Below are 25,546 nucleotides of genomic sequence, written 5' to 3'. Positions count from 1 at the left end.
TGTTATCTGATAACTGTTTTTTATTGATAGTGATAGAAAATTCCTTTGTCAGCCGGAGTCCAAAAAGCGGCTTTCATATTGGCTTTTTTTAGGGCTTGGTTTGCCCACGTATTACAAGTATAAAACAAGTTGTAGGTTCGATGAGCTTCATAAAAACTGTCATTTTTGCCATAGGTTGTAGCGTCAATAAAAATGGGATTTCCGTTGGTATCATATTGAAAACTAGCTTCGATGAAAGTAATTAATTTTTGATATTGTTCTCTCGAAATTTCAATTTTTACACAATTTTCAGTTTCTTGAATTTGTTTGTAAAAAGTGGTATGCATCGCTGAAGTCCCGAGATTGAAAGCGGCGTTAAATGCAGTACTAAATTTTAAATCTGACCATTCCGGTGTGTCGAGATAAAAACCTTTGTCTCCCCAACCGAAAGCTAGAAATTGATGGGTTGAATCTTTGGATTTTATGTTTTCAAACTTTATTTTCTTCGACCAATCTTTTAAATCGGTTTTGATTGGTAAAACCAAATCAGTGTGCACACCGTTTGATTTGATGTAAATGGTATATTCTTTCGTGTTTTCCGATTGATTTTTATTCACCGGAATAATGGATAAAACAAAGGACGAAATTCCATAAACTAACAAAAGACCAATGATTGCTAGACAAAATTTCAGAATGAATTTAAGTATTTTCATCAACTACTTTTTATTTGGTAAAACTTTAAATGTGGCAAAAGTTACATTTTCCAAATATATAGTAATATACCTTCCAAATTGTTTTTTGTAAATAATTTCAAATTCAACTACGTTATCCTCTAAAATTTTATGATTGAATGGAATTCGCTGATTTGGTTTTCCTTCAAAAAGTATACTTTCAATTTGGGTTAGATTTTTTAATCTAAAGGAAAGTTTTTGTCCATCCACAGCTTGAAGAACGCCTTTATTGTCCAACAATTCAATTCCTTTTTCGGGAAATGGGAAATAATGTAACGGAAGATTTTCAAACCAATCGCGGTTTAATGTTTTGTCGAGCCACTTTCCATCTTCGGGAAAATGTTTCATGAAGAAAATTTGTTCCGGAGTATCAAAATAGAAATCGCTGTATCTTTTACTGAATTTGGATGTACCGGACTCAGCAAAACCTGAACCCCAAGTTGCATCTAGCAAAATCCAACGATTTTCTGCAAATACTGCATTCCACGTGTGATTCAACGGTTTGGATGAAACTCCGATTTGAACGGGAGAAACTCTACCAAAACCTGAAATAGATTGCACTTTTAACCCAACTCTTTCGGCAATTTCGTGGTATAATTCAGTGAAATGTTGGCAGACTCCTTTTCGGCTTCGAAAGGCTTGATTGATTCGTTTTTGCTTTAATTCTTCTACTTTTTTATCGAATTGCTCTTTTGATTCGTATTTAATGACATCGGTGGTTGGATTTTGTGCCAGTTTCATATCATAGGTTACCGAATTGGCAATCCAAACATAAATGGCTCTGGCTTTATCGTAGTCGGTTTTGAAATCGGATTGAATTTTTTCGACTAATTTATCGATGGATGAAAAGGACTTTGGATAGTCGAGTACTTTTTGATCGACTGGATGAATTTCTTGTGCAGTAATTGAGCTAAAAATAAATAGAAATAGGATGGTTATGTTTTTGATAATCATAGGATAGTTGAGTTGAATTTGATATTTAAATTAGCAATTAACGTACCGTAAAAAGTTAGGTTCTTGTTAAAGTTGCGAGTCAATGTCTTTAATTTTATTTTTAATTTTCTCGCAAAGACGCAAAGACGCCAAGTAAAACCTTTGCGACTCTGCGACTTTGCGAGAGTTTTTCACTGAGAAAAAACATTAACTTACGGAGATTGTTGCGGGTTGATGTTTTTATGAAAAACTTTGATAGCACAGAATCTGCCCCCGAATGAAACGGAAAGCATTTTGCAGGCTTGTTGGACATTTTCTTGCCGAAAAAGAGCGACCTTGTGAAGCTCCTTTTTTGGCTTAGAAAATGCCAACAAGACAAAAAATCTTGGAGTGTAAAGCGGGAAATGGCAGCTTAGTAGTTGGGAGTATGGAGTTAGGAGTATGGAGTTTTCGGTATCCGTCTCAGTTTTCAGGAAATAAAAAAACTGCCGAGTTATCAGCAGTTTTGTCTATTTTCTTTTCTCTATTTTCTTTTCTCTTACACATTAAAACGGAAATGCATCACATCGCCATCTTTCACAATGTATTCTTTTCCTTCTACACGAAGTTTTCCAGCTTCTTTTACTTTGGCTTCTGAGCCGAAAGTGGAGTAATCTTCAAAGGCAATTACTTCGGCACGGATGAATCCTTTTTCGAAATCGGTGTGGATTACGCCGGCTGCTTTTGGAGCGGTATCACCAATGTTGATGGTCCACGCACGTACTTCTTTCACTCCGGCAGTGAAATAGGTTTGTAGTTTTAATAATTTGTAGGCTGCACGAATTAAAACGGCAGAACCCGGCTCGGTTAATCCCATATCTTCCAGGAAAACCTGACGTTCTTCGTAGCTTTCTAGTTCGGTAATATCGGCCTCTGCTCCTACTGAAAGAATGATTACTTCGGCTTGTTCGTCTTTTACTAATTCGCGAACTTGGTCAACATATTTATTTCCGTTTACGGCTGAAGCTTCGTCAACATTACAAACATATAAAACCGGTTTTGAAGTGATTAATTGAAATTCTTCCATTAATTCTACTTCGTCTTGGTTTTGCGGAATGATTGTTCGAGCCGATTTTGCTTGTAATAAGGCTTCTCGAATTCGGTCTAACAACGCTTTTTCTACTTGAGCTTCTTTGTTTCCGGTTTTGGCGGCACGATTGGTTTTTTCTAAACGTTTTTCAACCGTTTCTAAATCCTTTAGTTGCAGCTCAATATCGATTGTTTCTTTGTCACGGATTGGGTTTACGTTTCCGTCAACGTGAACAATATTATCGTTATCAAAACAACGCAATACGTGAATAATGGCGTTACATTCTCTGATGTTTCCTAAAAATTGGTTTCCTAAACCTTCGCCTTTACTGGCTCCTTTTACTAATCCGGCTATGTCAACAATATCAACGGTTGCCATTTGAACACGTTCCGGTTTTACCAATTCTTCTAAACGAGCAATTCTCGGATCGGGAACGTTTACCACTCCAATATTAGGTTCGATGGTGCAAAACGGAAAGTTGGCACTTTGTGCTTTTGCATTTGATAAACAATTAAAAAGGGTTGATTTTCCAACATTGGGTAATCCTACAATTCCTGCTTTCATCTTTTAGGTAATGGGTTATTGGTTGTCTGTTTTAGGTTGTCTGTTATCTGTTTTTCTGTTATCAGACGACTGAAAACTGACAACTGACAACAGAATACTGTCTAAAAACGGGTGCAAATATAGTTTATAATATTGAAAGATTAAAACTTATCGATCGGACGAGTGTGAATTGTGTAAACCTTAACGAAAATTGTGTAATGGCTTGTCATAATTGAGATTGTACCTTTACAGTATTAATCAATTAAATAGTTTAACCATGAAATTAGTAGCAATAATAGCATTTGTTTTCACATTTTCATTGAGCCAAGCTCAGAATAAAAATGTAGTTGACGAAACTAAGAAAACAATAATCACCGTTAACGACGGCGAGAAAGAAACAAAAACGGTTAAGAATGAAAATACCAGAGAGGTTCAAATGATTGAATTAGATGGTAAGAAAGATGCAACGGTTAATAGAGATGTAAAACCTTCTCCAACAATTGTTGAACAATCAACTGAAATTATAAATCCTGATGGAAGTGTGAGAATTGTAGATGTTGATCGTACAAATTATTACACGTTAAACGGACAAAAATATAAAGTAGAACTTGATGCTCAAGGTTATTCATTACTTTCTGAAAACAATAAGAATATAGGAAAAATCAGAAAAACTACTACTAACAGTTTCATTTTTGCAGGAAAAAATAAAACGGCAATTGCCTATTTTGATACCAATGGAAACTTAGTATTAGAATCGTATGATCCAAAAACAGATACGGTTACTTTTGAGACTTACACAGTTTTGAAAAAATAATTTAACCCTAAGTTTCTTTTAGAATCCTGAGTTTCGGCTCAGGATTTTTTTATTTATTGAAATTAAGGTTCAAAATTCAATGGTAACATATCACCAAAACGTTTCTTTGAAATTTCACCCGAAAAATCAATTTGATCAATATGTGTATGATTGCCGAATGCATCAACATAAAATTCGGCTGTTTTAAAAATAATTTTGGATTGTTCTTTGTTGTTATACAACATATTGAAACTTCTGTAGAATTTTTGAGTTGTTAACGAATTTGTTGTGATTTGCCTTCCATTTACTTTAACCAGTTTCATGTTTTTATCATCCGAGATTTCAAAATGTAAATTGGCATCGGTTGGAAAACTTCCGTCAAATAAAAGAAATTCTTTCTTTCCCCATTTTTTTTCGATTAAATTTTTAAAAAAATGCTTGGAAGAACCTAAATAAGAGGTATTTCTGTTCTTTTCATACGATTTGTTGACTTCTTCAATTTCTTTAAAAAAAGATGTCACTGCAAAATAACTACCTCGCAGATAGTCATTTGACAATGTTCTTTTATTGTATGCAACATAAAAATCAACTAAATCAACTTCAATGATATAGCCTAAATAATTATTTCTAACTTTTATTTTTTCATCGGCAAACGCAGTTAATTTGAATTCTTTAGAAGTGTATGAAAACTGAATGGCATCTTCGTTTAGAATTACGCAATTTTTACCGCCTTTGGTTTTTCCTAAAAATTGTTCTCTAAAAACTTTCAACATTTCTTTTCGAGAAAATGGAATAGGTTCCAAAACTACTTCCTTCAAAGCAAATGAACTTGGCTCAAGTTTCAGCTCGATTGGTGATTGAATGGTGTTTAAATAAACCGACTCATATCCAATATAACTAATTACTAACGTTGCGTTTGGTAAGGATTGTACATTCAATTCAAAAAAACCATTATTATCAGTGGTGGTTCCTATCGTAGTTCCGTCAAAATAAACAGAAACACCGTAAAGAGGAGAATTATTTTCATCAACAATTTTTCCATTAATTGTTTGAGCCATTATTTGACTCAAACACAAAAACATCATTAAGGTCATCAATTTTACTTTCATAGCTTAAATTCGTTCGTTTTTGAATAATGGATGTGGTTTTCGTTTTGTTCTTTTAGATCCAAAGAAAATGGAGTAAATAACAGGCAACGTAAAAATAATTGAAAAAACAAAAATAATTTCGTTAGAAGTAAACCAAAAATGAGTTACCGTAGCTAAATGAAGTGGTGAATTTGATTCGTTTAAAAGAATTTTTACTTTCTCATTAACTTCAAATCCATTTGTTACAGACCAAGCCGGATTGGTAATAATAACTTTTTGATTGTTTAGATTATATTCTATCGTTGGTACAATCACTCTTTTATAACCAGCTACGTAATTTGAGCCATTTCTACCTTTATTATAATATTTTTGATTTACATAATCAATTGCAATTATATTTCCATCCACCTTTTTGTGTGAAAGATAAATGATTGATTTGTATGAAAAAAACAAAATCAATACTCCAGACATCGTAAGTAAAAATATTCTGAGCATAGTAAAAAAAACCTCAAGAATTCTTGAGGTTAAAATGTGTTTTATTCGTTATGTAAAAATGCTTGCCTGTTCAAAAGTGTTTCTTCACTTTCCACATGATTATCATCCGGAACACAACAATCTACCGGACAAACGGCAGCACATTGAGGCTCTTCGTGAAAACCTTTACATTCGGTACATTTTCCAGGAACGATGTAGTAAATATCGTCAGAAATTGGGGTTTGAGCGGCTTCGGCATCAATTTCGGTTCCATCGGGCAAAATTACTTTTCCGCTCAATTTGGTTCCGTCTTTATAACGCCAATCGTCTGCTCCTTCATAAATTGCTGTATTTGGACATTCGGGTTCACAAGCTCCGCAATTAATACATTCGTCTGTTATAATGATAGCCATTTTTTCTTTGATTAAAATTTAAAGATAAGAAATACTATTAACTTTCAACAATTGAGTTTTGTCAACTTTCAATTTCTTATTTTTGTGCAAAATTACAATCAAAAGACGTTATAAACAAGTATCAAATGTTACAAAAAAATAAAATTTCGAGTTTTGTTGAATTAGGAAAGTTTTTGGCTCAGTTTTCATTGGATAATTCCCAGCGAAATCATGAGGTTCAACACAATGACCGCTTTTTTGATTCATTTGAAACATTGTTGGCTTTGTCACAATCACATAACGGTTGGTTTACACAAGAACAGGTTTATTTTGCTGCGAATTCTTGGGCAGAAGCTTTGACGGATGAAAATTTATCAAAATGGCTTTCTAACTATGATTTTTCAAAAGTTCAACCCAAAACAATCGGATTAATTTTAGCCGGAAATATTCCGCTAGTGGGTTTTCATGATTTTTTGTCAGTGTTGATTTCAGGACACAATGTTTTGGTAAAGACTTCATCCAACGATCAACATCTAATTAAATTTTTAGCCAATTATTTGATTGCTGTTGATGAAAGTTTGGAAGAAAGAATCAAATTTACAGATGGAAAATTAGAAAATTTTGATGCTGTAATTGCCACCGGAAGTAACAATACTGCTCGTTATTTTGAGTATTATTTCAAGAACAAACCCTCTATTATTCGTAAAAATAGAAATTCCGTTGCGATTTTGAATGGAAACGAATCACATGAAGATTTAGTTAGTTTAGGTGAAGATATTTTCCGTTATTTTGGTTTAGGATGCAGAAATGTTTCCAAACTATTTGTTCCAAAAGGATATAATTTTGATACTTTTTTCAAAGCCATTTTTGAATACCAAGATGTGATTCATTATGAAAAATATTCCAATAACTATGACTACAACAAAGCCGTTTTTTTAATGAGTAACTTCAAATTATTAGATAACGGATTTTTAACTTTAAAAGAAGATCAAAGCTACTCCTCGCCTATTTCTTCTGTTTTTTATGAAAATTATGAGTCCTTATCAGATTTGAAAAAACGCTTAGAAAATGATAAAGATCAAATTCAGTGTATCGTTTCCAATGGTCTAACGGAGAACAGCATCAAATTCGGACAAACACAAAAGCCACAACTTTGGGATTATGCAGATAATGTTGATACGTTGGAATTTTTGATTTCGGTTTAAAGTTTTCTTTTCAACTACAACGTTTTTGTTAATAACCTATAATAAAAACCGCTTTCAAAAATCGGTCTTTTCACTATGAATTTCAGAAATTTGCAATTCAATTTTTTGAAACCAAACTTCTATAATGAAAAAACATAACTATAGTGCAGGACCTTGCATTCTACCACAAGAGGTATTTGAAAAATCGGCTCAAGCCATTTTAAATTTTAATAATTCAGGTTTATCGATATTAGAAATTTCGCACCGTAGCAAAGATTTTGTTGCCGTTATGGATGAAGCAAGAGCTTTAGCTTTAGAACTTTTAGGATTAGAAGGAAAAGGGTATCAAGCGTTGTTTTTACACGGCGGAGCGAGTTTAGAATTTTTAATGATTCCGTACAACTTGATGAAAGTGAATGGAAAAGCAGCTTATTTAGACACCGGAACTTGGGCAAATTCTGCCATCAAAGAAGCTAAACATTTTGGTGAAACAGTAGTTGTTGCTTCGTCAAAAGCTGAAAATTACAATCATATTCCAAAAGGTTATACCGTTCCATCGGATGCTGATTATTTTCACTGTACATCTAATAACACCATTTTTGGAACACAAATAAAAGAATTTCCAAATCTCGAAATTCCAATGGTTTGTGATATGAGTTCTGATATTTTCTCACGTAAATTAGATTTTTCAAAATTTGATTTAATTTATGCCGGAGCTCAAAAAAACATGGGTCCAGCCGGAACAACTTTGGTGGTTGTAAAAGAAGAAATCTTAGGAAAATCAGGTCGTATAATTCCAAATATGTTAGATTACGTTCAACATATTGAAAAAGAAAGTATGTATAATACACCGGCCGTTTTCCCGGTTTATGCATCACTTTTAACCTTACAATGGTTGAAAAATTTAGGTGGAATTACCGCCATTGAAAAAGCAAATGAAGCGAAAGCAAATTTATTATATACCGAAATCGACCGAAATCCATTGTTCAAAGGAACTGCCGTTGCCGAATTTAGAAGCAATATGAATGCAACATTTTTATTGAATGATGAAGCCCACGCTCCTGCTTTTGATAAACTTTGGAAAGATGCCGGAATTTCAGGATTACCTGGCCATCGTTCGGTGGGCGGATACAGAGCTTCGATGTACAATGCTATGCCATTGGAAAGCGTTCAGGTTTTAGTGTCTGTAATGCAAGAATTAGAGAAAGTAGTTTAATTATGCATTTCGATTTCAAAGAAGAGTATATTTTAGAAAATGATGTAGTACGTTTACAACCATTACAAGCAACTGATTATGAAAAATTAATTGGGTTTTCTATTAATGAACCGGAACTTTGGAGTTTCAATGCAAATGGACCTGATTGTCCTGAAAATTTAAAAAAATACATTGATAAAGCATTATCACAAAAAGAAAGACAACTAGAATATCCTTTTGTTGTTTTTGATAAAGTAAGGAATAAAATAGCAGGAAGTACTCGCTTTTATAACATAAACTTAGAAGCAAAACATTTAGAAATTGGTTTTACTTGGTACGGAAAAGAATTTCAAGGAACTGCATTAAACAAAAATTGTAAATTTTTACTTTTAGAATTCGCTTTCGAAAAGATGCAAATGGAAAGAGTTGGATTTAGAGCCAATAATTTAAATATACGAAGCATCAATGCAATGAAAAGCATAGGTTGTATCCAAGAAGGAATTTTGAGAAATTTTAGTACTGATTCAAAAGGAGAACGAATCGATGCAATAGTATTAAGTATTATAAAAAATGAATGGTTTGATAACGTCAAACAAAACTTAAAAAATAGGATATAAAATAATTAATTGAGTTTTCACCCTTTTAAACTCATAAACATTTAAACTCATAAACAAATTATGAAAGTACTAGCCAATGACGGAATTTCTCCAAGCGGAATTAAAGCCCTAGAAAAAGGAGGATTTGAAGTAATAACAACAAAAGTTGCCCAAGAACAAGTGGTTAACTTTATCAATGCAAATCAAGTAAGCGTAATTTTGGTGCGAAGTGCAACAAAAGTTCGCCAAGATATCATCGATAATTGTCCAAGTCTAAAAATCATCGGTCGTGGTGGTGTGGGTATGGATAATATTGATGTTACGTATGCTCGCGAAAAAGGAATTCATGTTATTAATACTCCTGCATCATCCTCTGAATCGGTAGCCGAATTAGTTTTTGCTCATTTGTTTTCGGGTGTTCGTTTTCTGCATGATGCCAATAGAAATATGCCATTGGAAGGCGATACCAATTTTGAAGGTTTGAAAAAAGCCTACGCAAACGGAATTGAATTACGTGGAAAAACCCTTGGAATCATCGGTTTCGGTAGAATTGGTCAAGCAGTTGCAAAAATGGCTCTCGGTTTAGGAATGAAAGTTATTGCTTCTGATAAATATGTTGGCGAAGCAGTAATTCGAGTTGATTTTTATAATGGTCAGTTTATCAATGTTGATATTGTAACGGAACCAATGGAAGATTTATTAAAACATTCTGACTTTGTTACACTACACGTACCAGCTCAAGATGGCTACGTAATTGGTCGCGAAGAATTAAACATCATGAAAGATCATGTTGGAATTGTTAATGCCGCTCGTGGTGGTGTTATTGATGAAGTTGCTTTAATCGAAGCATTAGATGAAGGAAAAGTATTATTTGCCGGTTTGGATGTTTTTGAAAATGAACCAACTCCGGAAATAAAAATATTAATGCATCCTAATATTTCGCTAACTCCTCATATTGGTGCTGCGACTTTAGAAGCTCAAGACAGAATTGGAACAGAATTGGCGGAACAAATTATTAGCCTGTTGAAAACAGAAAAATAATACTGATTTATAAAAAGTTGTGAATTTATTCTCTAACTTCGTATAAATAATTTTAAAAGCCAAAAGTATGTTAGATCAATTAACACAATTAGTTCAACAATTCGGAGACCAAGCAGTAGTGAAAAACAATGCTGTTCCTAACGAATTGAATGATAAAGTAATGAAAGAAACCGGAAGTTCGCTGCTTTCAGGATTGCAAAAAATGGCATCCGAAGGAAAACTCGAACAATTAGCCGGACTTTTTCAAGGTAATAATGCCAGTTCATCCTCAAATCCTGTGGTTAAACAACTTATTGAACAAGTTTCAGGAAATTTAGGACAAAAAGTTGGTTTAGACAGTACTGCTGCCAATGGTGTAGCTGCGAGTATGATTCCACAAATATTAGGTTCATTAATAGGAAAAGCAAAAAATCCGAATGAAAAAGGATTTGATGTTGCAGATTTAGTTAAAGCAATTTCAGGCGGTTCGGGCAATTCCAACCTAATGGATATGATTACTAAATATGGTGGTCAATTTGGTCTCGATCAAAATGGAGACGGCAAAGTTGATATGCAAGATGCGATGGCTGCGGCTAATAAAAAAGGTGGCTTTGGTGGACTATTAGGAAAATTGTTTGGTAAATAATTTAGCCCAAAAAATAAAAATTTAAAACCACTTCTTTCGGAGTGGTTTTTTGTTAAATAAAACTAATTGAGTATATAAATCATTGATTTTTTGTACTTTTATAATATGAAAAACGGAGTTATTATATTCTTCTTATGTTATTTAATTTACGCTTGTTCGAGTGGTAAACAAGTTTCTTCTACTTCTCAAAATGAAATAGCATCTACAACTTCTGATACAGTGAGAATAGCCAATGACGAGTTGGAATATGAAATAATCATTATTGAGCCCGGCTTTAATTCTTGGTTGTTAAGTCGTGCCATGCCAAGAAATTTTCATTCTCAAACCTACATGGAATCAAGAAATCGTATTTGGGTGATTGAATATAACAATAGAGTAATGCAACCACAGCGTTTTAATCCAAATCTATATGAAATGCAAATTGATTACCGAAATGGTATTGATTATGGTTACGAAGTAAACTATATGCTTTTTAATTATTTGGTCTATTTTCAACAAACATACAAACAACAACTTGGCGGATTTTCGGCCAGAATCTAATTTTATATGTTGCAAAAATTTCTGTATATCATTATTTCCTTTCTACTCGGAATGTTTTTTGTCATCTTAGGAGCATTTTTCAAAATAACACATTTTTCAAATGGAAATTTATTCTTGCTTTTAGGAATGCTATTTAAATCTTTAGCTTTAATTTTGTTGATTATAAAAATCGTTAAACAGCCTAAAAAAGAAAAAATTTAAAATTCTGTTTTCTTTGAAAATTTCCCGAAATCTATGAAAAAATTAAAAGCCCGTTGGGGTGTTACGTCTAACTTTCAACTCGTAGTCATTTTTATTGTTTTTGCTATTACCGGTTCGGTTTCGGCCTATTTATCAAAACCTTTTACAAATTATATTGGTCTTACCGGTGAAAATTTAGGTTGGTTTTATTTGCCCATTCGATTAATTGCAATTTTTCCAATTTATCAGGTTTTATTGGTTTTATTTGGATTTATTTTCGGGCAATTTGAATTCTTTTGGGCATTCGAAAAGAAAATGCTTCGCAGTATGAAATTAGGGTTTATCGCCAATTGGTTTGAGAAGAAAGTAGCAGAATAGTTTATACAAAAAAACCGCTCAAAATTTTAAGCGGCTTTTATAAGTTCTTTCAAAAATTATTCTTTTTTTATTATGTATTTGTAAATCCAAGTAATTGTAAAAGTTGGAATAAAATCAAGTCCAGGCATTAATTCTTCAATAAATACCAAAACCCCACTTACCGCTCCAACAGTTCCTTTATACATTCTAAGCATAATTAAACCTGCAATTGGAGCCCAAATTACATCTGATAAAGCTCCAAAAAAAGGAACTAAATAGGACATCATTCCAATCCCATCAAAAATAAGACTTAAAGCTAAATCTCTCGATTTTGTATCTTTAACTGATTGAACAGCAACTTCTTTTGTCATAGTTTAAAATTAAATAATCTATAATAATAACGACAAAAGTAATGCCAAATTATTTTTCCTTCTTCATTAAATTAAAAAAGTCATTTCTATTTTCTTTCTCTTTGAAAATTCCGCCATATTGAATGGTTGAAGTATAGCTCGAACTGTCTTTAATTCCGCGACTTGACACACATAAATGTTCGGCTTCCACCACAACTATCACATCTTCTGTGTTTAAGACAGATTTCAATTCATTAAAAATTTGCATTATCATTCGTTCCTGAACCTGTGGTCGTCGGGCAAAATAATCAACAATTCGATTTAATTTGGATAAACCAATCACTTTTCCATTAGAAACATAACCAATATGAGCTTTACCAATGATTGGTAAAAAATGATGTTCACAAGTAGAATTGAAACTAATATTCGCCTCAACTAGCATTTTGTCATAATGATAACTATTTTCAAACACAGAAATCTTCGGTTTATTGACTGGATTTAATCCGCTAAAAATTTCTTGAATAAACATTTTTGCCACTCGATGTGGTGTTCCACGCAAACTATCATCGGTCATATCTAAACCCATTTCTTCCATAATTAAATGAAAATGTTTTTCGATGGTGGCCATTTTTTCTGAATCAGATTTGTCAAAAGCATCAGGTCTCAAAGGAGTTTCTGCCGAAGTCATCTGATGTTCATCGCCCAAAAGTTCAAATAATTCTTTTTCAATGTGGTTATTCATAGCATTTTTTATTTTGAGTCAATAGTATTTTTTAATGATTTGTGATTAAAACTTTGGGCAATTAATCTTTCAATTTATCCTTAAAGTTCTTTTTCAACTTATCAATTTTGGGTGTGATGACATAACTACAATACGATTGCGTTTTGTTTAAATTGTAATAATTCTGATGATAATCTTCCGCTTCATAAAAAATAGAAGCTGCCGAAACTCTTGTCACAATTGGGTTTTTAAATGTTTTTTCACTCGTCATTAAACTAATGTAGTCTTGAGTCAATTGCTTTTGATCATCGTTGTAATAAAAAACTTCGCTACGGTATTGCGTTCCTACATCATTTCCCTGACGGTTTAAAGTCGTTGGATCGTGAGTGGCAAAAAAGATTTCCAACAATTCACCAAATGAAACAATTTTTGGATCAAACGTAATTTGAATGGCTTCGGCATGACCGGTCATTCCTGTTCCAATATCTTTATAAGTTGGATTTTTTGTTGTCCCTCCTATGTAGCCTGAAACTACTTTTTTTACACCTTCAATTTCCAAAAAAACTGCCTCTGTACACCAAAAACATCCACCGGCAAAAGTGGCTAATTCTAATCCTTTTTCTACATTCATCTTTACTGGTTGTTTATTTTCTAAAAAAGCACTTTTTCTTTCTTGTGATTGACAAGATAAAGTTGAAAAGGCTAATAGTATTAAAATTAATTTTTTCATAGCTAATTTTTGTTTAACAAATATACCACAATATTAAACAAAACTACATCTTTAACGTAATTTTATTATTTATGATACGATAAATAGAACTGATACGGTTTCAAAATCTTTAAAATCTTTGTTACTTTGTAAAAATAGTTTCAGATGATACAAGCAAAAGGAATTCATAAATATTTTGATCAACTACATGTTTTAAAAGGTGTTGATTTAGCAATTAATAAAGGAGAAGTTGTATCGATTGTAGGTGCATCCGGTGCCGGAAAAACAACGCTTCTTCAAATTTTAGGAACTTTAGAAAAACCTTCAAAAGAAAGCGGAACTTCCTTAGTGATTAATGGTGAATCAGTTTTGGATATGAATGACAAGCAGTTATCAAAATTCAGAAACCAAAAACTGGGATTTATTTTTCAGTTTCATCAATTATTGCCTGAATTTACTGCGTTAGAAAATGTTTGTATTCCGGCTTTTATTGCTGGAAAATCAAAACCCGAGGCTGAAGAAGAAGCGAAAAGATTACTCAATTATTTAGGATTATCGCATCGGATGGATCACAAACCGGGCGAACTTTCGGGAGGTGAACAACAACGCGTGGCGGTTGCGAGAGCTTTAATTAACAAACCGGCTGTGATTTTTGCCGATGAACCTTCGGGAAACTTAGATACCACTTCTGCCGAAAATTTACACGAATTATTTTTTAAATTGCGAGATGAATTCGGACAAACGTTTGTAATTGTTACGCACAATGAAACCTTAGCGAACATGGCCGACAGAAAATTAATTATGAAAGATGGTTTATTTGACCAAAATTCGGGTTGGATTGATTTTTCATCCTTACCAAATGCAACTGTTTAATGAATCAAGCGGAATTAAAAGAATTTTTAGACGAAAAAGTTCAACTTTACAACCATCCAAATTTTATTGAAAGCGATCCAATTCAGATTCCGCATCTTTATACTTTAAAAGAAGATATTGAAATTGCCGGATTTTTGGCTGCCACCATTTCGTGGGGAAATCGCAAAATGATAATCAATAACAGTAAAAAATTAATGTCCAAATTGGGAAATTCTCCTCATGATTTCGTGATAAATCATAACGAAAGTGATTTGGAAAAATTAAACGATTTTGTTCACCGCACGTTCAATGGAACAGATTGTATTTCCTTTATCAAAGCACTGAAAAACATTTATCAAAATCACAATGGCTTGGAAAGTGTTTTTAGTAAAAACATCAAAAACAACACATTACAACAAAATATTTCCATTTTCAAATCCGTATTTTTTGAAATTGAACATAACTATCGAACCCAAAAACATGTTTCTGATCCAATGAATAATTCGGCCGCAAAACGAATCAATATGTTTTTGAGATGGATGGTAAGAAACGACAATGCAGGAGTTGATTTAGGTATTTGGAACTCCATTTCACCATCGCAACTTTCGTGTCCGCTCGATGTTCATTCCGGAAATGTAGCTCGAAAATTAGGTTTGCTTACGCGAAAGCAAAACGACGCAAAAGCACTTTTTGAGTTAGATTCCAACTTACAAAATTTAGACAAAAGTGATCCTGTAAAATATGATTTTGCTCTCTTTGGATTAGGTGTTTTTGAAGGATTTTAATCTGTTTTAGGCATTGATTTAAAATTCCGTACCTTTGCAAAAATTATCTTTTTTATGTCTACTTTTCTGGATTTTGATTTACCTAAATCATTGCAAAAAGCAATTGATGAACTAGGTTTTACGAACCCTACTCCTATTCAAATTAAATCGATGCCGGTTATTTTATCCGGTCGCGATATGATGGGAATTGCTCAAACCGGAACCGGAAAGACTTTTGCTTACTTATTACCGATTTTAAAACATTGGAAATTTCAAAATACCCACACACCACGTGTTTTGATTTTAGTTCCAACTCGTGAATTAGTGGTTCAAGTTGCTGAAGAAGTCGTAAAATTGACCCAATATATGTCCGTTCGAACCTTAGGTGTTTATGGCGGTGTGAACATCAACACACAAAAAACAGCGGTTTACCAAGGTGTGGATATTTTAGTGGGAACACCAGGACGTGTAATGGATTTGGCTTTGGATAATGTAATTCGTTTTGATGAAATTCAGAAATTAGTGATTGATGAATTTGATGAAATGCTAAACTTAGGTTTCCGTTTTCAGGTTACTTCCATCCTAACGATGTTAAAATCAAAAAGACAAAATATTCTTTTTTCGGCTACGATGACGGATGAAGTGGATGATATGTTGGATGAATATTTTGATTTTCCGGTTGAAGTTTCGTTGGCTCCATCGGGAACTCCTTTAGAACAAATTACGCAAATTGGTTATAAAGTACCGAATTTTCTAACCAAATTAAATTTACTAAAAGAACTTCTACAATCCGATGAAAGTATGTCGCGATTGCTGATTTTCATCAACAATAAAAAAACTGCTGATTTAGTTTCTGTCGCTTTGGAAGAAGAATTTCCGGATCAATTTGGTTTAATTCACTCAAACAAATCGCAAAATTATCGTTTGAATACGATGGCTTCGTTTCAAGCAGGAGAAATACGAGGAATTGTAACAACAGATGTGATGGCTCGTGGTTTGGACATTTCCGATATTACGCATGTTGTCAATATGGAATTCCCTGAAGTTCCGGAACAATATGTACACAGAATTGGTCGAACCGGTCGTGCCGATAAAACCGGTGTCGCTGTGAGTTTTGTGAGTCCGAGAGAAGAAGAAATTCAAATTGAAGCCGAAATTTTAATGGAAAAGGAAATTGAATTTTTACCACTTCCTAACATCGAAATTGAAGAAAAAGTACTTGAATTCGAAAAAGAAAAAAGAAAAATGAAAGTGCTTTTGAAACGTCCAAAGAAAGAAGGTGGCGAAGCATTTCACGATAAAAAAGATAAAAATAAAAAAGTAAATCTTGGTGGTCCCGGAAAACGAACTCCGAGAAAAACCGAATCCAGAAACAGAGGTGTAGAACGAAAAAGAGATGAAAAAAGGAAGAAAAAATAAGTCTTTTTCCCATCCAAACCTTTCGCTTTTGATTAACACTTTCAATTTGTGCTATTAAAATATAAAAGCTATCTTTGACAAACTTTCAATTAATGCAGTTTAAACATCCTGAAATTCTGTATTTCCTCTTTTTATTGGTGTTGCCAATTTTAGTCCATTTATTTCAACTCAGACGATTTAAAAAGGAATATTTCACCAATGTAAAATTCCTGAAAGAACTTTCCATTCAAACCCGAAAAAGCTCTCAACTTAAAAAATGGTTGTTGTTATTAACACGATTGTTACTTTTAACAGCGTTGATTTTTACTTTTGCCCAACCTTTTTTTAAAGCCAAAGACAGTAAAGGCGTTACGAATGAATTATACCTAGTTGTAGACAATTCGTTTAGCATGCAAGCCAAAGGAAAACAAGGCGAATTACTCAAAAGAGCTGTTCAGGAATTATTAGAAAACACACCAGAAAACACAACTTTTTCGCTGCTTACCAATGATGATGTATATTGGAATACGGATATTAAATCGATTCAAAAAGAATTGATGAATTTGGATTACAGTGCCACAAGTTTTCAATTAGATCAGAGTTTAACGAAAATTAAATCGAGAAAAACGCCTTTTAATAAAGATGTTATGGTGATTACTGACGCTATCAATTTGCAAGCAAATCAGTTAAAACCAATTGATGAAACGATTAATCCTATTTTCATACTACCAAAATCGGAACAAAAAAATAATGTGTCGGTTGATAGTGTTTATCTTCAACAAACCTTGGATAATTTTTATGAAATTGGTGTAAAATTAAAATCGTTTGGACAATCTGAACAAGAAATCCCCGTAGCTATCTACAACCAAAAACAACTGATTGCCAAAACACAAGTAAAGTTCAATCAATCAGAAAAAGATCTGTTTTTCACCATTCCAAAAGCTGATTTCAATGGTTATGTTTTTATAGACGAACCAGGATTGAATTATGACAATTATTATTATTTCAGCATTTCTAAACCGGAAAAAGCGAATGTTTTAGCCATTGGTAATCCGGATAAAAATCAATTTCTGACTAAAATTTATACTGAGAATGAATTTGTCTTTTCTCAATTTGAGTTAAAATCGTTGGATTACAATGTATTGGATAAACAAGATGCGATTATTATCAATGAAATAACAGAAATTCCACAAGCTCTTCAAACCACATTAAAAGCGTTTTATGATAAAGGCGGAAATATTATTTTTATTCCTTCAGAAGAAAACAATGTGGCGAATATAAACAGTTTGCTTAGAAATTTTGGAACATTTTCTGTAAATGAATTACTTAAAAAAGAAGCACAAATTACTACCATTTCATTTTCTCATCCACTTTATAATGGTGTTTTTGAAAAGAAAGTTGCGAATTTTCAATATCCAAATACTAAAACAAATTTCGCTTTAAAAAGTGCTTATCCTTCTATTTTGATGTATGAAGATCAAAGTCCATTTTTAACGATAGTTTCCAATTCGTTGGGTAGTTTTTATGTTTTTTCGGCACCAATCAACAAGGATAATTCTAATTTTAAAAATTCTCCTTTAATTGTTCCCACTTTTTACAACATGGCTTTTCAAAGTGCAAAATCAGGAATCAATGCGTTAACGGTTGGCACATCTTCGCCAATCACTATTGACCAACTTTTGGCAAAAGATGAAATTATTTCTGTGGTTTCGGTTACTGATGAGAAGAGTGAAAAATTTATTCCGCAACAACAAATTCTGAATAATAAAGTAAAACTTACCTTTTCGGAAAGTCCAAGTCAAGCCGGAAATTACAATGCTTTAAAAGACAATACAATTATAAAAAATATAAGTTTTAATTATTCCCGAACCGAAAGTGATTTGCGTTTGGACAATTCAAATTTATTAGAATCTTACGAAAACGGTAATTCAATTGAATCTGTTTTTGATGCTTTGCAAACCAACCGAACTGACAATACGATTTGGAAATGGTTTGTGATCCTTGCGTTATTATTTGTGGTACTGGAAATACTCATTCAAAAATTTGTGAAATGAATTTAATCATCCGAAATGCAACTATCATCGATCCAAACGGTGTGCATCACAACCAAAAAACCGACCTGAAAATTGTGGGCAAAACCATTGAAAAAATTGGTTTGAACTTACCCTCTGAAAAAGATTTTGAAGAAATTAGTTTAGAAAATCTACACATATCCAAAGGATGGTTTGAAAGCTCAGTTTCCCTTGGCGAACCTGGTTTTGAAGACCGTGAAACCATTGCTAACGGATTATCGGTGGCGGCAAAAAGCGGTTTTACAACTATTGCTTTGCAACCTAACTCGTTTCCGGTGATTGATAATCAGTCGCAAGTTCGATTTGTAAAGGAAAAAGCCAGAGATAACGCAGTAAATTTATTTCCAATTGGAGCGTTAACCAAAAGTTCTGAAGGAAATGATTTAGCTGAATTATTTGACATGAAAAATGCCGGAGCAGTTGCTTTTGGTGATTATGGAAAAAATATTGCCAATGCCAATTTGCTCAAAATCGGATTGCAATATGTGCAAGATTTTGATGGGTTAGTCATTGCTTTTTCGCAAGATGAAAAAATAAAAGGAAATGGTGTAGCTCACGAAGGTGCCGTTTCCACTCGTTTAGGATTAAAAGGAATCCCAACTTTAGCAGAAGAATTAGTGATTGCCCGAAATTTATTTTTATTAGAATATACGGGAGGTAAATTACATATTCCAACGATTTCTACTGCAAAATCCGTGGAATTAATAAAAGAGGCAAAAGCCAAAGGTTTACAAGTTTCGTGCAGTGTAGCGGTTCATCATTTGGTTTTAACGGATGAAAAATTAAGTGAATTTGACACACGTTTGAAAGTGAGTCCACCCTTGCGAGATGAAAAAACCAGAAAAGCATTAGTGCAAGGTGTTTTAGACGGAACGATTGATATGATTACTTCCGACCATAATCCGATTGATATTGAGCATAAAAAAATGGAGTATGATTTGGCCAAAAACGGAACCATTGGCTTAGAAAGTGCTTTTGGAGCTTTATTAAATGTACTTCCCATGGATGTGATTATTTCTAAATTAACCAATGGAAAAGGAACTTTTGGCATCGAAAATTCTTCCATAACAGAAGGTTCATCTGTAGATTTAACTTTTTTTAATCCTACATCAGAATGGACTTTTACGAAAGAAAATATTCTTTCAAAATCAAAAAATTCAGCCTTTTTAGGCGAAAAAATGATTGGAAAAGTATACGGAATTTATAATAATGGTAAATTAGTTTTAAATAATGGAACAAAATAAAAATGCTGCAATTGTAGCCTACTTAACGATTATTGGATCTGTAATCGCAATTTTTATGAATAGTGAAAACAAAAGTTCGTTTGCCAGTTTTCACATCAGACAAGCATTGGGAATATTTTTAACCTTTTTTGCTTTAGGATATCCGATTGGTTATTTTGATAGTTGGATGATCTCCTTCGCTTTTTATATTTTCTTTTTTATTTTATGGATTTTCGGATTTATGGGAGCCTTGAATAATGAAGAGAAAAAAGTTCCATTGTTGGGTGATTTTTACCAAAATATATTTAAAAGCCTATAATTATGTCGTTACAGTATTTAATTCGAGAGCCAAAAACAATTCAAGAAAAAAATCCTTTATTACTTTTATTGCACGGTTATGGCAGTAATAAAGAAGATTTATTTTCATTTGCATCGGAACTTCCGGAGCAATATTATGTGATTTCGGTGCAAGCTCCGCATGATTTAATGTATGGAAGCTATGCTTGGTATGCGATCAATTTTGATGCAGATGATACTAAGTTTTCCGATATAAATCAAGCCAAACAATCTAGGGATTTAATCGTTGATTTTATAGATGAATTAGTTGCAAAATTTCCGATTGATAAGGAGAATATCACTTTAATCGGATTCAGTCAAGGTGCAATTTTGAGCTACGCTATCGCTCTCTCCTATCCTGAAAAAGTTTCAAAAATTGTAGCGATGAGTGGTTATTTGAATACCGAAATGGCGAAGGATAATTTTGAAAAAAATAACTTCTCAAACTTAAAAATATTTGCTTCACACGGAACAGTTGATCAAGTAATTCCGGTGGATTGGGCAAGAAAAACAAGTCCGGTTTTAGAAAAATTAGGAATTAAATTTGTGTATAAAGAATATCCTGTTGGTCACGGTGTTGCTCCACAAAATTTTTATGATTTTAGAAATTGGCTTGGAGAAAACAAATAGATTAATCTTCCATTTTATCGCTTCCGGTGATTTTTGGTCCTACACCACCATCGCCGGCAAATAAAATATCTTCTCCTTTTTTAAGAATAAACCCTTTCCAAGGAATGAGTTGCCAATCATCAAATTTCCATGGTTGACCTTCTGAAGGACGAACCAGAATAAGAGATTTCACCTGATTAGGAAGAAATATTTCGGCTTCATTTCCTCCATTTTCGCCAAAAACAATGTAAGCATTTTTGGTTTCATCCTCATTGTTTTGATTATCCTGCGGATATAAAGTGATAGCCGATTCGTAGATTTTTATACATTCTTTATTTAATGTTGACCAAAAATAACCAGCTCCATCTAAACAACCATTTTCATCTTTGTCGGCACTGGCAATCGTATCTAACAAAGCTTGCTTTTTAATTAATTCAGGTTCTACATCCTGATCAAATTTTTTGCAGGAAACCAAACTCATAACTAAAACAATTAAAAGCAAACAATTTTTCATACCTAAAAAATTAAGGACTTAAATATACAAAAGTTTACTGTTTTGGATATAATGTTGACTGAATAATTTTAAAATCAAGTGATTCATCTTCCTCTACAAAATACTGTAAAAGTACTTCTCCCCATAGTTCTCCATTACTAAAATCGGCAATAATCCAACGGTGGTTTAATACTTCAATTTTATTGATGATGAATTTCTTGTCGTCTATTTTTCCAAAATCCACCAACGGATTTCCTTCCGGATTATCGTTTAAATCCATTAAATTGGCTTCAATTTTCGGAATTAATTTTTCGATAGAATAATCTTCTAAATAATTTTGAGCATTGTCGTTATTTCGCAACGTAAAATAATTTGCATCAAAAATCTGATTGTTAAGTGTTTGAATTGTATCATTCATCTTAGTTTTCAAATTTTCAAAACGTTCTGCTTCAAATTTTACTTTTTTGCTATAATACATATAGGTAAAAACTGTCATTAAAATACTAACAATGAACAAATAGAGAAATAATGATTTTTTCATTTTATTAAATTGAAATTTCTAAGTTATCGTATGCTAAATAAACGTTTTTTGGTAATTTTTGTTGTACTTCTTCGTGAAATCCTAGCAAATGGCTAATGTGTGTTAAATAGCTTTTTTTCGGATTGACCAAAGCTATAAAATTTAATGCTTCCTCCAAATTAAAATGTGTGCTGTGAGGTTCTTCTCGTAAAGCATTGACAACCAATACATCTAAATTCTTGAGCTTTTTAAGTTCACTTTCTGCAATGGTTTTTACATCCGTTAAATAAGCAAAATTATCAATACGATATCCAAAAACCTGAAGGTTACCGTGCATCACCTCAATTGGAATAATTGTTTTTTGACCAATTGAAAAATTACGATCTTGAATCACTTCATTAACAATAACCGAAGGAGCTCCGGGATATTTATTTTCAATTTCAAAAATATAATCAAATCGTTTTTTTAAATTTTGAATTACCCTTTGATGAGCATAAATTGGAATATCTCCTTGTTTAAAAAAAAACGGACGAATATCATCTAATCCCGCAGTATGATCGGCGTGTTCATGTGTAAAAAGAATTGCATCTAACTTTGTGCAACCGGAAGTTAACATCTGTTGTCTGAAATCGGGTCCGCAATCAACCACAAACGAATAGTCTTCATCATGAATCCAAACCGAAACTCGCAAACGTTTGTCTTTAGAATCGGAACTTTTGCAAACAGAATGATTACTCCCGATAATCGGAATTCCTTGTGATGTGCCCGTGCCTAAAAAATAAACCTTCAAGACGTTAAATTTTCACAAAAATAGCACTATTTATCTTTTATTACGGTATGATATTTGTTAACTTTGCGGTATACAACAACAGATTTATGGAAAGAATTGCGATGGAAATTAAACTTAAAGGCGATAGGGCGATTGAACAAATTCCCTCGATAAAAGATAAAGCACTGCGAATCAACCTTAACGAAAATATATACGGAACTTTTGCAGAAATTGGTGCGGGTCAGGAAACTGTTCGTCACTTTTTTAGATCGGGCGGTTCATCCGGAACGATTGCAAAAGCGATGTCTGCATATGATAAAGATTTTAGTGATGCGATTTACGGTATTGAAAAAGACGGTAGATATGTAACTGAGAGCCGTTTGAAAAAAATGTTGACGCACGAAGTAGATTTAATTGAAAAACGTTTAGATCGTGTAAAACACCCTAACAAAATGTTTTTCAGTTATGCTAATACCGTAGCGACCATTGATTTTGCAAAGCAATTTAAAGGACACGGTTGGGTTGGTGTGAAATACCAAATTGAACCGGACGAAGATTATAACGAAATCATTCTTCACATTCGATTTAAAGAAAATGATGCTCGATTGCAACAAGAAACTCTAGGTATTCTTGGTGTAAACTTAATTTATGGTGCGTTTTATAAATACAATGATCCTAAAAAATTATTGCGATATTTATATGACCATTTGGACAAAGATCAGTTAGAAATTGATACGATTAACTTTTCCGGTCCGCGATTTGCGAATGTAGATAACCGATTAATGAGTTTACAATTGGTTAAAAACGGAATGACCGATGCCGTGATGTTTGGTCCTGACGGAAATAACATTCTTCCTGCTTCGATTTTATACAAGAAAAATATTTTGGCTCTTCGTGGAAGTTTTCGCCCGGTAACTCGTGTGAATATGGATATGTATGAAAAATCGCTTGAGATGTTTTTGTGTGAAAACAAAGTGGAAGCCGATAATACGTTAGTTATTTTTGAAATTACACTTTCCAATTTACGTTCGGAAGGTGAAATTGATGAACGTGATTTTATGGATCGTGCCGAATTACTTTGTTCACTTGGTCAATATGTAATGATTTCAAACTTCCAGGAATATTATCGTGTGGTTGAATATTTCTCCAGTTACACGAAAGCCAGAATGGGATTGGCAATGGGTGTCAACAATTTGGTGGATATTTTTGATGAAAAATATTACCGTCATTTAAGTGGTGGAATTTTGGAAGCGTTTGGTAAATTATTCTACCGCGATTTGAAAGTTTTCCTTTATCCGATGAAAGAAGAAAATGGTGAAATCGTTAATTCTGAAAACTTAAAAGTTCATCCGAGAATGAAAGAATTGTACAAATTCTTTAAATTCAATGGTAAAGTGGTGGATATTGAAATTGCTAACCAAAATAACTTGGAAATTTATTCTCGTCACGTGTTGAGAATGATTGCTAAAGGAACCGAAGGTTGGGAAGAAATGCTACCAAAAGGTGTTGCCGAAATAATTAAAAAAGATAAATTATTTGGTTACGATTCTAAACCAAGAATTGAGGAACCAACAAATTAGAAGATAAAAAGCCACGAATTCCACTAATTTCACGAATTGATTTGTGTAAATTAGTGGAATTCGTGGCTTAAATTACATGAACCTGTTTTTGTTCTTATCCTAAAATTTGTGCTGCGTGGGCTTTAGTTTTTACAGAAGTGATAACCTCATCAATAATTCCGTTTTCGTTGATTACAAATGTGGTGCGATGAATTCCGTCGTATTCTTTTCCCATAAATTTTTTGGGTCCCCAAACACCAAAGGCTTGAATGACTGCTTTGTCTTCATCGGCTAAAAGTGGAAATGGAAATTCGTATTTGTTTTTGAAATTTGATTGTGCTTTGGCATTGTCGGCACTTACGCCCAAAAGTGCATAATTCTTGGCTTGGAAACGAGTAAAATTATCACGTAAATCGCAAGCTTCTGCTGTACAACCCGGCGTGTTGGCTTTTGGATAGAAGAAAACTACTAATTTTTTTCCTTTGTAATCGGATAAAGAATGGGTGTTTCCGTCTTGGTCTTTTGCTGAAAAATTGGGTGCTTTGTCGCCTTTTTCTAATGTTGTCATATGTTTGATTTTTAGATTGTTAGATGATTAGATTTTTGGATTCTTGGATTCTTAGATTATTAGAAAAGTCTGATAATCTAATAATCTAAAAATCGAATGATCCTTAATAAATCTTGGAACGGAAAGCTGGATTAGGCACATAAAAATTAATAGTATAAATTTACAATCATAAAATTACGAAAATGACGAAGAAAGACCGTGCAACGTTTGTTATAAATAAGTTAAATGAGTTATATCCGACAATTCCGGTGCCTTTGGACCACAAAGATCCGTATACTTTGTTGATTGCGGTGTTGCTTTCGGCTCAATGTACGGATGTTCGGGTGAATCAAATTACGCCACTTTTGTTTGCTAAAGCGGACAATCCGTATGATATGGTGAAAATGAGTGTGGAAGAAATTAAGGAAATTATTCGTCCGTGCGGACTTTCGCCGATGAAATCGAAGGGAATTCACGGTTTATCGGAAATTTTGATTCAAAAGCACAATGGTTTGGTTCCGCAAAGTTTTGAAGCGTTGGAAGAACTTCCTGCGGTGGGTCATAAAACGGCGAGTGTGGTGATGAGTCAGGCGTTTGGTGTGCCGGCTTTTCCGGTGGATACGCATATTCATCGTTTAATGTATCGTTGGAATTTATCCGAAGGAAAAAATGTGGTGCAAACGGAACGCGATGCGAAAGCGATCTTTCCGAGAGAATTGTGGAATGATTTGCATTTGCAGATTATTTGGTACGGACGAGAATATTCGCCGGCTCGTGGATGGAGTTTGGAGAAAGATGTGATTACAAGAACGATTGGAAGAAAGTCGGTTTTAAAAGAATACGAAAAAAAAACATCCCGACTTTAATCGGGATGTTCCTTTTAGTTAGCAATAGTTTCGAAAGA

31 protein-coding genes are annotated in these 25,546 nt (G+C 33.3%); 18 read left to right on the top strand and 13 right to left on the bottom strand.

What is annotated here, in order from left to right:
- Positions 1–20: 20 nt before the first annotated feature.
- From M0M57_RS13795 to ychF, 3 genes are all read right to left on the bottom strand, one after another.
- Positions 21–692, bottom strand: a complete 672-nt coding sequence (locus M0M57_RS13795; RefSeq protein ID WP_326930583.1) for a TIGR02117 family protein — start codon at positions 690–692, stop codon at positions 21–23.
- A gap of 3 nt (positions 693–695) precedes the next feature.
- On the bottom strand, positions 696–1,664 hold the full coding sequence (locus M0M57_RS13790; RefSeq protein ID WP_248433633.1) for a transglutaminase domain-containing protein: 969 nt from the start codon (positions 1,662–1,664) through the stop codon (positions 696–698).
- Positions 1,665–2,181: 517 nt separating this feature from the next.
- Complete coding sequence (ychF, locus tag M0M57_RS13785) at positions 2,182–3,276, bottom strand: redox-regulated ATPase YchF (protein ID WP_248433632.1); 1,095 nt, start codon at positions 3,274–3,276, stop codon at positions 2,182–2,184.
- Between the two features lie 256 nt (positions 3,277–3,532).
- Between ychF and M0M57_RS13780 the strand changes: the two genes are divergently transcribed.
- The gene (locus tag M0M57_RS13780; protein ID WP_248433631.1) at positions 3,533–4,069 is read left to right on the top strand and encodes a hypothetical protein; all 537 of its coding nucleotides are present in this window, start codon (positions 3,533–3,535) and stop codon (positions 4,067–4,069) included.
- A 62-nt stretch (positions 4,070–4,131) separates the two neighbouring features.
- On the opposite strand, the gene M0M57_RS13775 is transcribed toward M0M57_RS13780, so the two are convergent.
- The 3 genes from M0M57_RS13775 to M0M57_RS13765 are packed head-to-tail and all read right to left on the bottom strand — an operon-like array spanning position 4,132 to position 6,023.
- Positions 4,132–5,157 carry a carboxypeptidase-like regulatory domain-containing protein gene (locus M0M57_RS13775; protein WP_248433630.1) on the bottom strand — a complete coding sequence of 342 codons (1,026 nt, stop codon included), beginning with the start codon at positions 5,155–5,157 and terminating at the stop codon, positions 4,132–4,134.
- A gap of 3 nt (positions 5,158–5,160) precedes the next feature.
- Entirely contained in the window at positions 5,161–5,631 is a 471-nt protein-coding gene (locus tag M0M57_RS13770; protein WP_248433629.1) for a hypothetical protein, read from the bottom strand.
- A gap of 41 nt (positions 5,632–5,672) precedes the next feature.
- Positions 5,673–6,023, bottom strand: a complete 351-nt coding sequence (locus M0M57_RS13765; protein WP_248433628.1) for a 4Fe-4S dicluster domain-containing protein — start codon at positions 6,021–6,023, stop codon at positions 5,673–5,675.
- 125 nt (positions 6,024–6,148) lie between these two features.
- On the opposite strand from M0M57_RS13765, the gene M0M57_RS13760 reads away from it, so the two are divergent.
- The 8 genes from M0M57_RS13760 to M0M57_RS13730 all read left to right on the top strand — a co-directional run bounded on the left by M0M57_RS13760 (position 6,149) and on the right by M0M57_RS13730 (position 11,741).
- Complete coding sequence (locus tag M0M57_RS13760; RefSeq protein ID WP_248433627.1) at positions 6,149–7,207, top strand: acyl-CoA reductase; 1,059 nt, start codon at positions 6,149–6,151, stop codon at positions 7,205–7,207.
- A 124-nt stretch (positions 7,208–7,331) separates the two neighbouring features.
- Positions 7,332–8,402: a 3-phosphoserine/phosphohydroxythreonine transaminase gene (gene serC, locus M0M57_RS13755; RefSeq protein ID WP_248433626.1), complete on the top strand. Its 1,071-nt coding sequence runs from the start codon at positions 7,332–7,334 to the stop codon at positions 8,400–8,402.
- Positions 8,403–8,404: 2 nt separating this feature from the next.
- On the top strand, positions 8,405–8,998 hold the full coding sequence (locus tag M0M57_RS13750) for a GNAT family N-acetyltransferase (protein ID WP_248433625.1): 594 nt from the start codon (positions 8,405–8,407) through the stop codon (positions 8,996–8,998).
- Positions 8,999–9,058: 60 nt separating this feature from the next.
- Entirely contained in the window at positions 9,059–10,018 is a 960-nt protein-coding gene (locus M0M57_RS13745; RefSeq protein ID WP_248433624.1) for a D-2-hydroxyacid dehydrogenase, read from the top strand.
- Between the two features lie 67 nt (positions 10,019–10,085).
- Positions 10,086–10,643 carry a hypothetical protein gene (locus M0M57_RS13740; RefSeq protein WP_248433623.1) on the top strand — a complete coding sequence of 186 codons (558 nt, stop codon included), beginning with the start codon at positions 10,086–10,088 and terminating at the stop codon, positions 10,641–10,643.
- A gap of 105 nt (positions 10,644–10,748) precedes the next feature.
- On the top strand, positions 10,749–11,183 hold the full coding sequence (locus M0M57_RS13735) for a DUF6146 family protein (protein WP_248433622.1): 435 nt from the start codon (positions 10,749–10,751) through the stop codon (positions 11,181–11,183).
- A gap of 6 nt (positions 11,184–11,189) precedes the next feature.
- Positions 11,190–11,384 (top strand): GldL-related protein, encoded by a 195-nt coding sequence (locus M0M57_RS16775; protein ID WP_407647436.1) that lies wholly within the window; start codon positions 11,190–11,192, stop codon positions 11,382–11,384.
- Positions 11,385–11,417: 33 nt separating this feature from the next.
- Positions 11,418–11,741 (top strand): DUF6787 family protein, encoded by a 324-nt coding sequence (locus M0M57_RS13730; protein ID WP_248433621.1) that lies wholly within the window; start codon positions 11,418–11,420, stop codon positions 11,739–11,741.
- A 56-nt stretch (positions 11,742–11,797) separates the two neighbouring features.
- On the opposite strand, the gene M0M57_RS13725 is transcribed toward M0M57_RS13730, so the two are convergent.
- The 3 genes from M0M57_RS13725 to msrA all read right to left on the bottom strand — a co-directional run bounded on the left by M0M57_RS13725 (position 11,798) and on the right by msrA (position 13,521).
- Positions 11,798–12,091, bottom strand: a complete 294-nt coding sequence (locus tag M0M57_RS13725) for a hypothetical protein (RefSeq protein WP_248433620.1) — start codon at positions 12,089–12,091, stop codon at positions 11,798–11,800.
- Between the two features lie 49 nt (positions 12,092–12,140).
- On the bottom strand, positions 12,141–12,812 hold the full coding sequence (gene folE, locus M0M57_RS13720; protein ID WP_248433619.1) for a GTP cyclohydrolase I FolE: 672 nt from the start codon (positions 12,810–12,812) through the stop codon (positions 12,141–12,143).
- 61 nt (positions 12,813–12,873) lie between these two features.
- Positions 12,874–13,521 carry a peptide-methionine (S)-S-oxide reductase MsrA gene (gene msrA, locus M0M57_RS13715; RefSeq protein WP_248433617.1) on the bottom strand — a complete coding sequence of 216 codons (648 nt, stop codon included), beginning with the start codon at positions 13,519–13,521 and terminating at the stop codon, positions 12,874–12,876.
- A 144-nt stretch (positions 13,522–13,665) separates the two neighbouring features.
- Here msrA and M0M57_RS13710 point away from each other — a divergent pair, with 144 nt between their 5' ends.
- The 7 genes from M0M57_RS13710 to M0M57_RS13680 all read left to right on the top strand — a co-directional run bounded on the left by M0M57_RS13710 (position 13,666) and on the right by M0M57_RS13680 (position 20,775).
- Complete coding sequence (locus M0M57_RS13710; RefSeq protein ID WP_248433615.1) at positions 13,666–14,373, top strand: ABC transporter ATP-binding protein; 708 nt, start codon at positions 13,666–13,668, stop codon at positions 14,371–14,373.
- Positions 14,373–15,137: a TIGR02757 family protein gene (locus M0M57_RS13705; protein WP_248433613.1), complete on the top strand. Its 765-nt coding sequence runs from the start codon at positions 14,373–14,375 to the stop codon at positions 15,135–15,137. The genes M0M57_RS13710 and M0M57_RS13705 overlap by 1 nt, the downstream gene beginning before the upstream one ends.
- Positions 15,138–15,191: 54 nt before the next feature.
- The gene (locus M0M57_RS13700; protein WP_248433611.1) at positions 15,192–16,535 is read left to right on the top strand and encodes a DEAD/DEAH box helicase; all 1,344 of its coding nucleotides are present in this window, start codon (positions 15,192–15,194) and stop codon (positions 16,533–16,535) included.
- Between the two features lie 92 nt (positions 16,536–16,627).
- Positions 16,628–18,568: a vWA domain-containing protein gene (locus M0M57_RS13695; protein WP_248433609.1), complete on the top strand. Its 1,941-nt coding sequence runs from the start codon at positions 16,628–16,630 to the stop codon at positions 18,566–18,568.
- Entirely contained in the window at positions 18,565–19,830 is a 1,266-nt protein-coding gene (locus M0M57_RS13690) for a dihydroorotase (protein WP_248433607.1), read from the top strand. The genes M0M57_RS13695 and M0M57_RS13690 overlap by 4 nt, the downstream gene beginning before the upstream one ends.
- Positions 19,817–20,128: a DUF4870 domain-containing protein gene (locus M0M57_RS13685; RefSeq protein WP_248433606.1), complete on the top strand. Its 312-nt coding sequence runs from the start codon at positions 19,817–19,819 to the stop codon at positions 20,126–20,128. Before M0M57_RS13690 ends, M0M57_RS13685 begins: the two co-directional genes overlap by 14 nt.
- A 2-nt stretch (positions 20,129–20,130) precedes the next feature.
- Positions 20,131–20,775, top strand: coding sequence for an alpha/beta hydrolase (locus M0M57_RS13680; protein WP_407647435.1), 645 nt, complete (start codon positions 20,131–20,133; stop codon positions 20,773–20,775).
- Position 20,776: 1 nt separating this feature from the next.
- On the opposite strand, the gene M0M57_RS13675 is transcribed toward M0M57_RS13680, so the two are convergent.
- Genes M0M57_RS13675 through M0M57_RS13665 form a run of 3 tightly spaced genes read right to left on the bottom strand, consistent with a single transcriptional unit; the run spans position 20,777 to position 22,557 of the window.
- Positions 20,777–21,268 carry a hypothetical protein gene (locus M0M57_RS13675; protein ID WP_248433604.1) on the bottom strand — a complete coding sequence of 164 codons (492 nt, stop codon included), beginning with the start codon at positions 21,266–21,268 and terminating at the stop codon, positions 20,777–20,779.
- A gap of 34 nt (positions 21,269–21,302) precedes the next feature.
- Positions 21,303–21,788 (bottom strand): hypothetical protein, encoded by a 486-nt coding sequence (locus M0M57_RS13670; RefSeq protein ID WP_248433602.1) that lies wholly within the window; start codon positions 21,786–21,788, stop codon positions 21,303–21,305.
- 4 nt (positions 21,789–21,792) lie between these two features.
- Positions 21,793–22,557: an MBL fold metallo-hydrolase gene (locus M0M57_RS13665; RefSeq protein WP_248433601.1), complete on the bottom strand. Its 765-nt coding sequence runs from the start codon at positions 22,555–22,557 to the stop codon at positions 21,793–21,795.
- 95 nt (positions 22,558–22,652) lie between these two features.
- Between M0M57_RS13665 and M0M57_RS13660 the strand changes: the two genes are divergently transcribed.
- The gene (locus M0M57_RS13660; RefSeq protein WP_248436760.1) at positions 22,653–24,116 is read left to right on the top strand and encodes a TonB-dependent receptor; all 1,464 of its coding nucleotides are present in this window, start codon (positions 22,653–22,655) and stop codon (positions 24,114–24,116) included.
- 94 nt (positions 24,117–24,210) lie between these two features.
- Here M0M57_RS13660 and bcp read toward each other — a convergent pair whose 3' ends face one another.
- Positions 24,211–24,663, bottom strand: coding sequence for a thioredoxin-dependent thiol peroxidase (gene bcp / locus M0M57_RS13655; protein WP_248433599.1), 453 nt, complete (start codon positions 24,661–24,663; stop codon positions 24,211–24,213).
- 182 nt (positions 24,664–24,845) lie between these two features.
- Here bcp and M0M57_RS13650 point away from each other — a divergent pair, with 182 nt between their 5' ends.
- On the top strand, positions 24,846–25,508 hold the full coding sequence (locus tag M0M57_RS13650; RefSeq protein ID WP_248433597.1) for an endonuclease III domain-containing protein: 663 nt from the start codon (positions 24,846–24,848) through the stop codon (positions 25,506–25,508).
- The last annotated feature ends 38 nt before the right edge of the window (positions 25,509–25,546 follow it).

Origin of the sequence: Flavobacterium azooxidireducens, from assembly GCF_023195775.1 — a bacterium.
GTDB lineage: Bacteria > Bacteroidota > Bacteroidia > Flavobacteriales > Flavobacteriaceae > Flavobacterium > Flavobacterium azooxidireducens.
The sequence above is the reverse complement of the archived record's forward strand: the minus strand, read 5'-3'. Positions and strand labels throughout refer to the sequence as shown.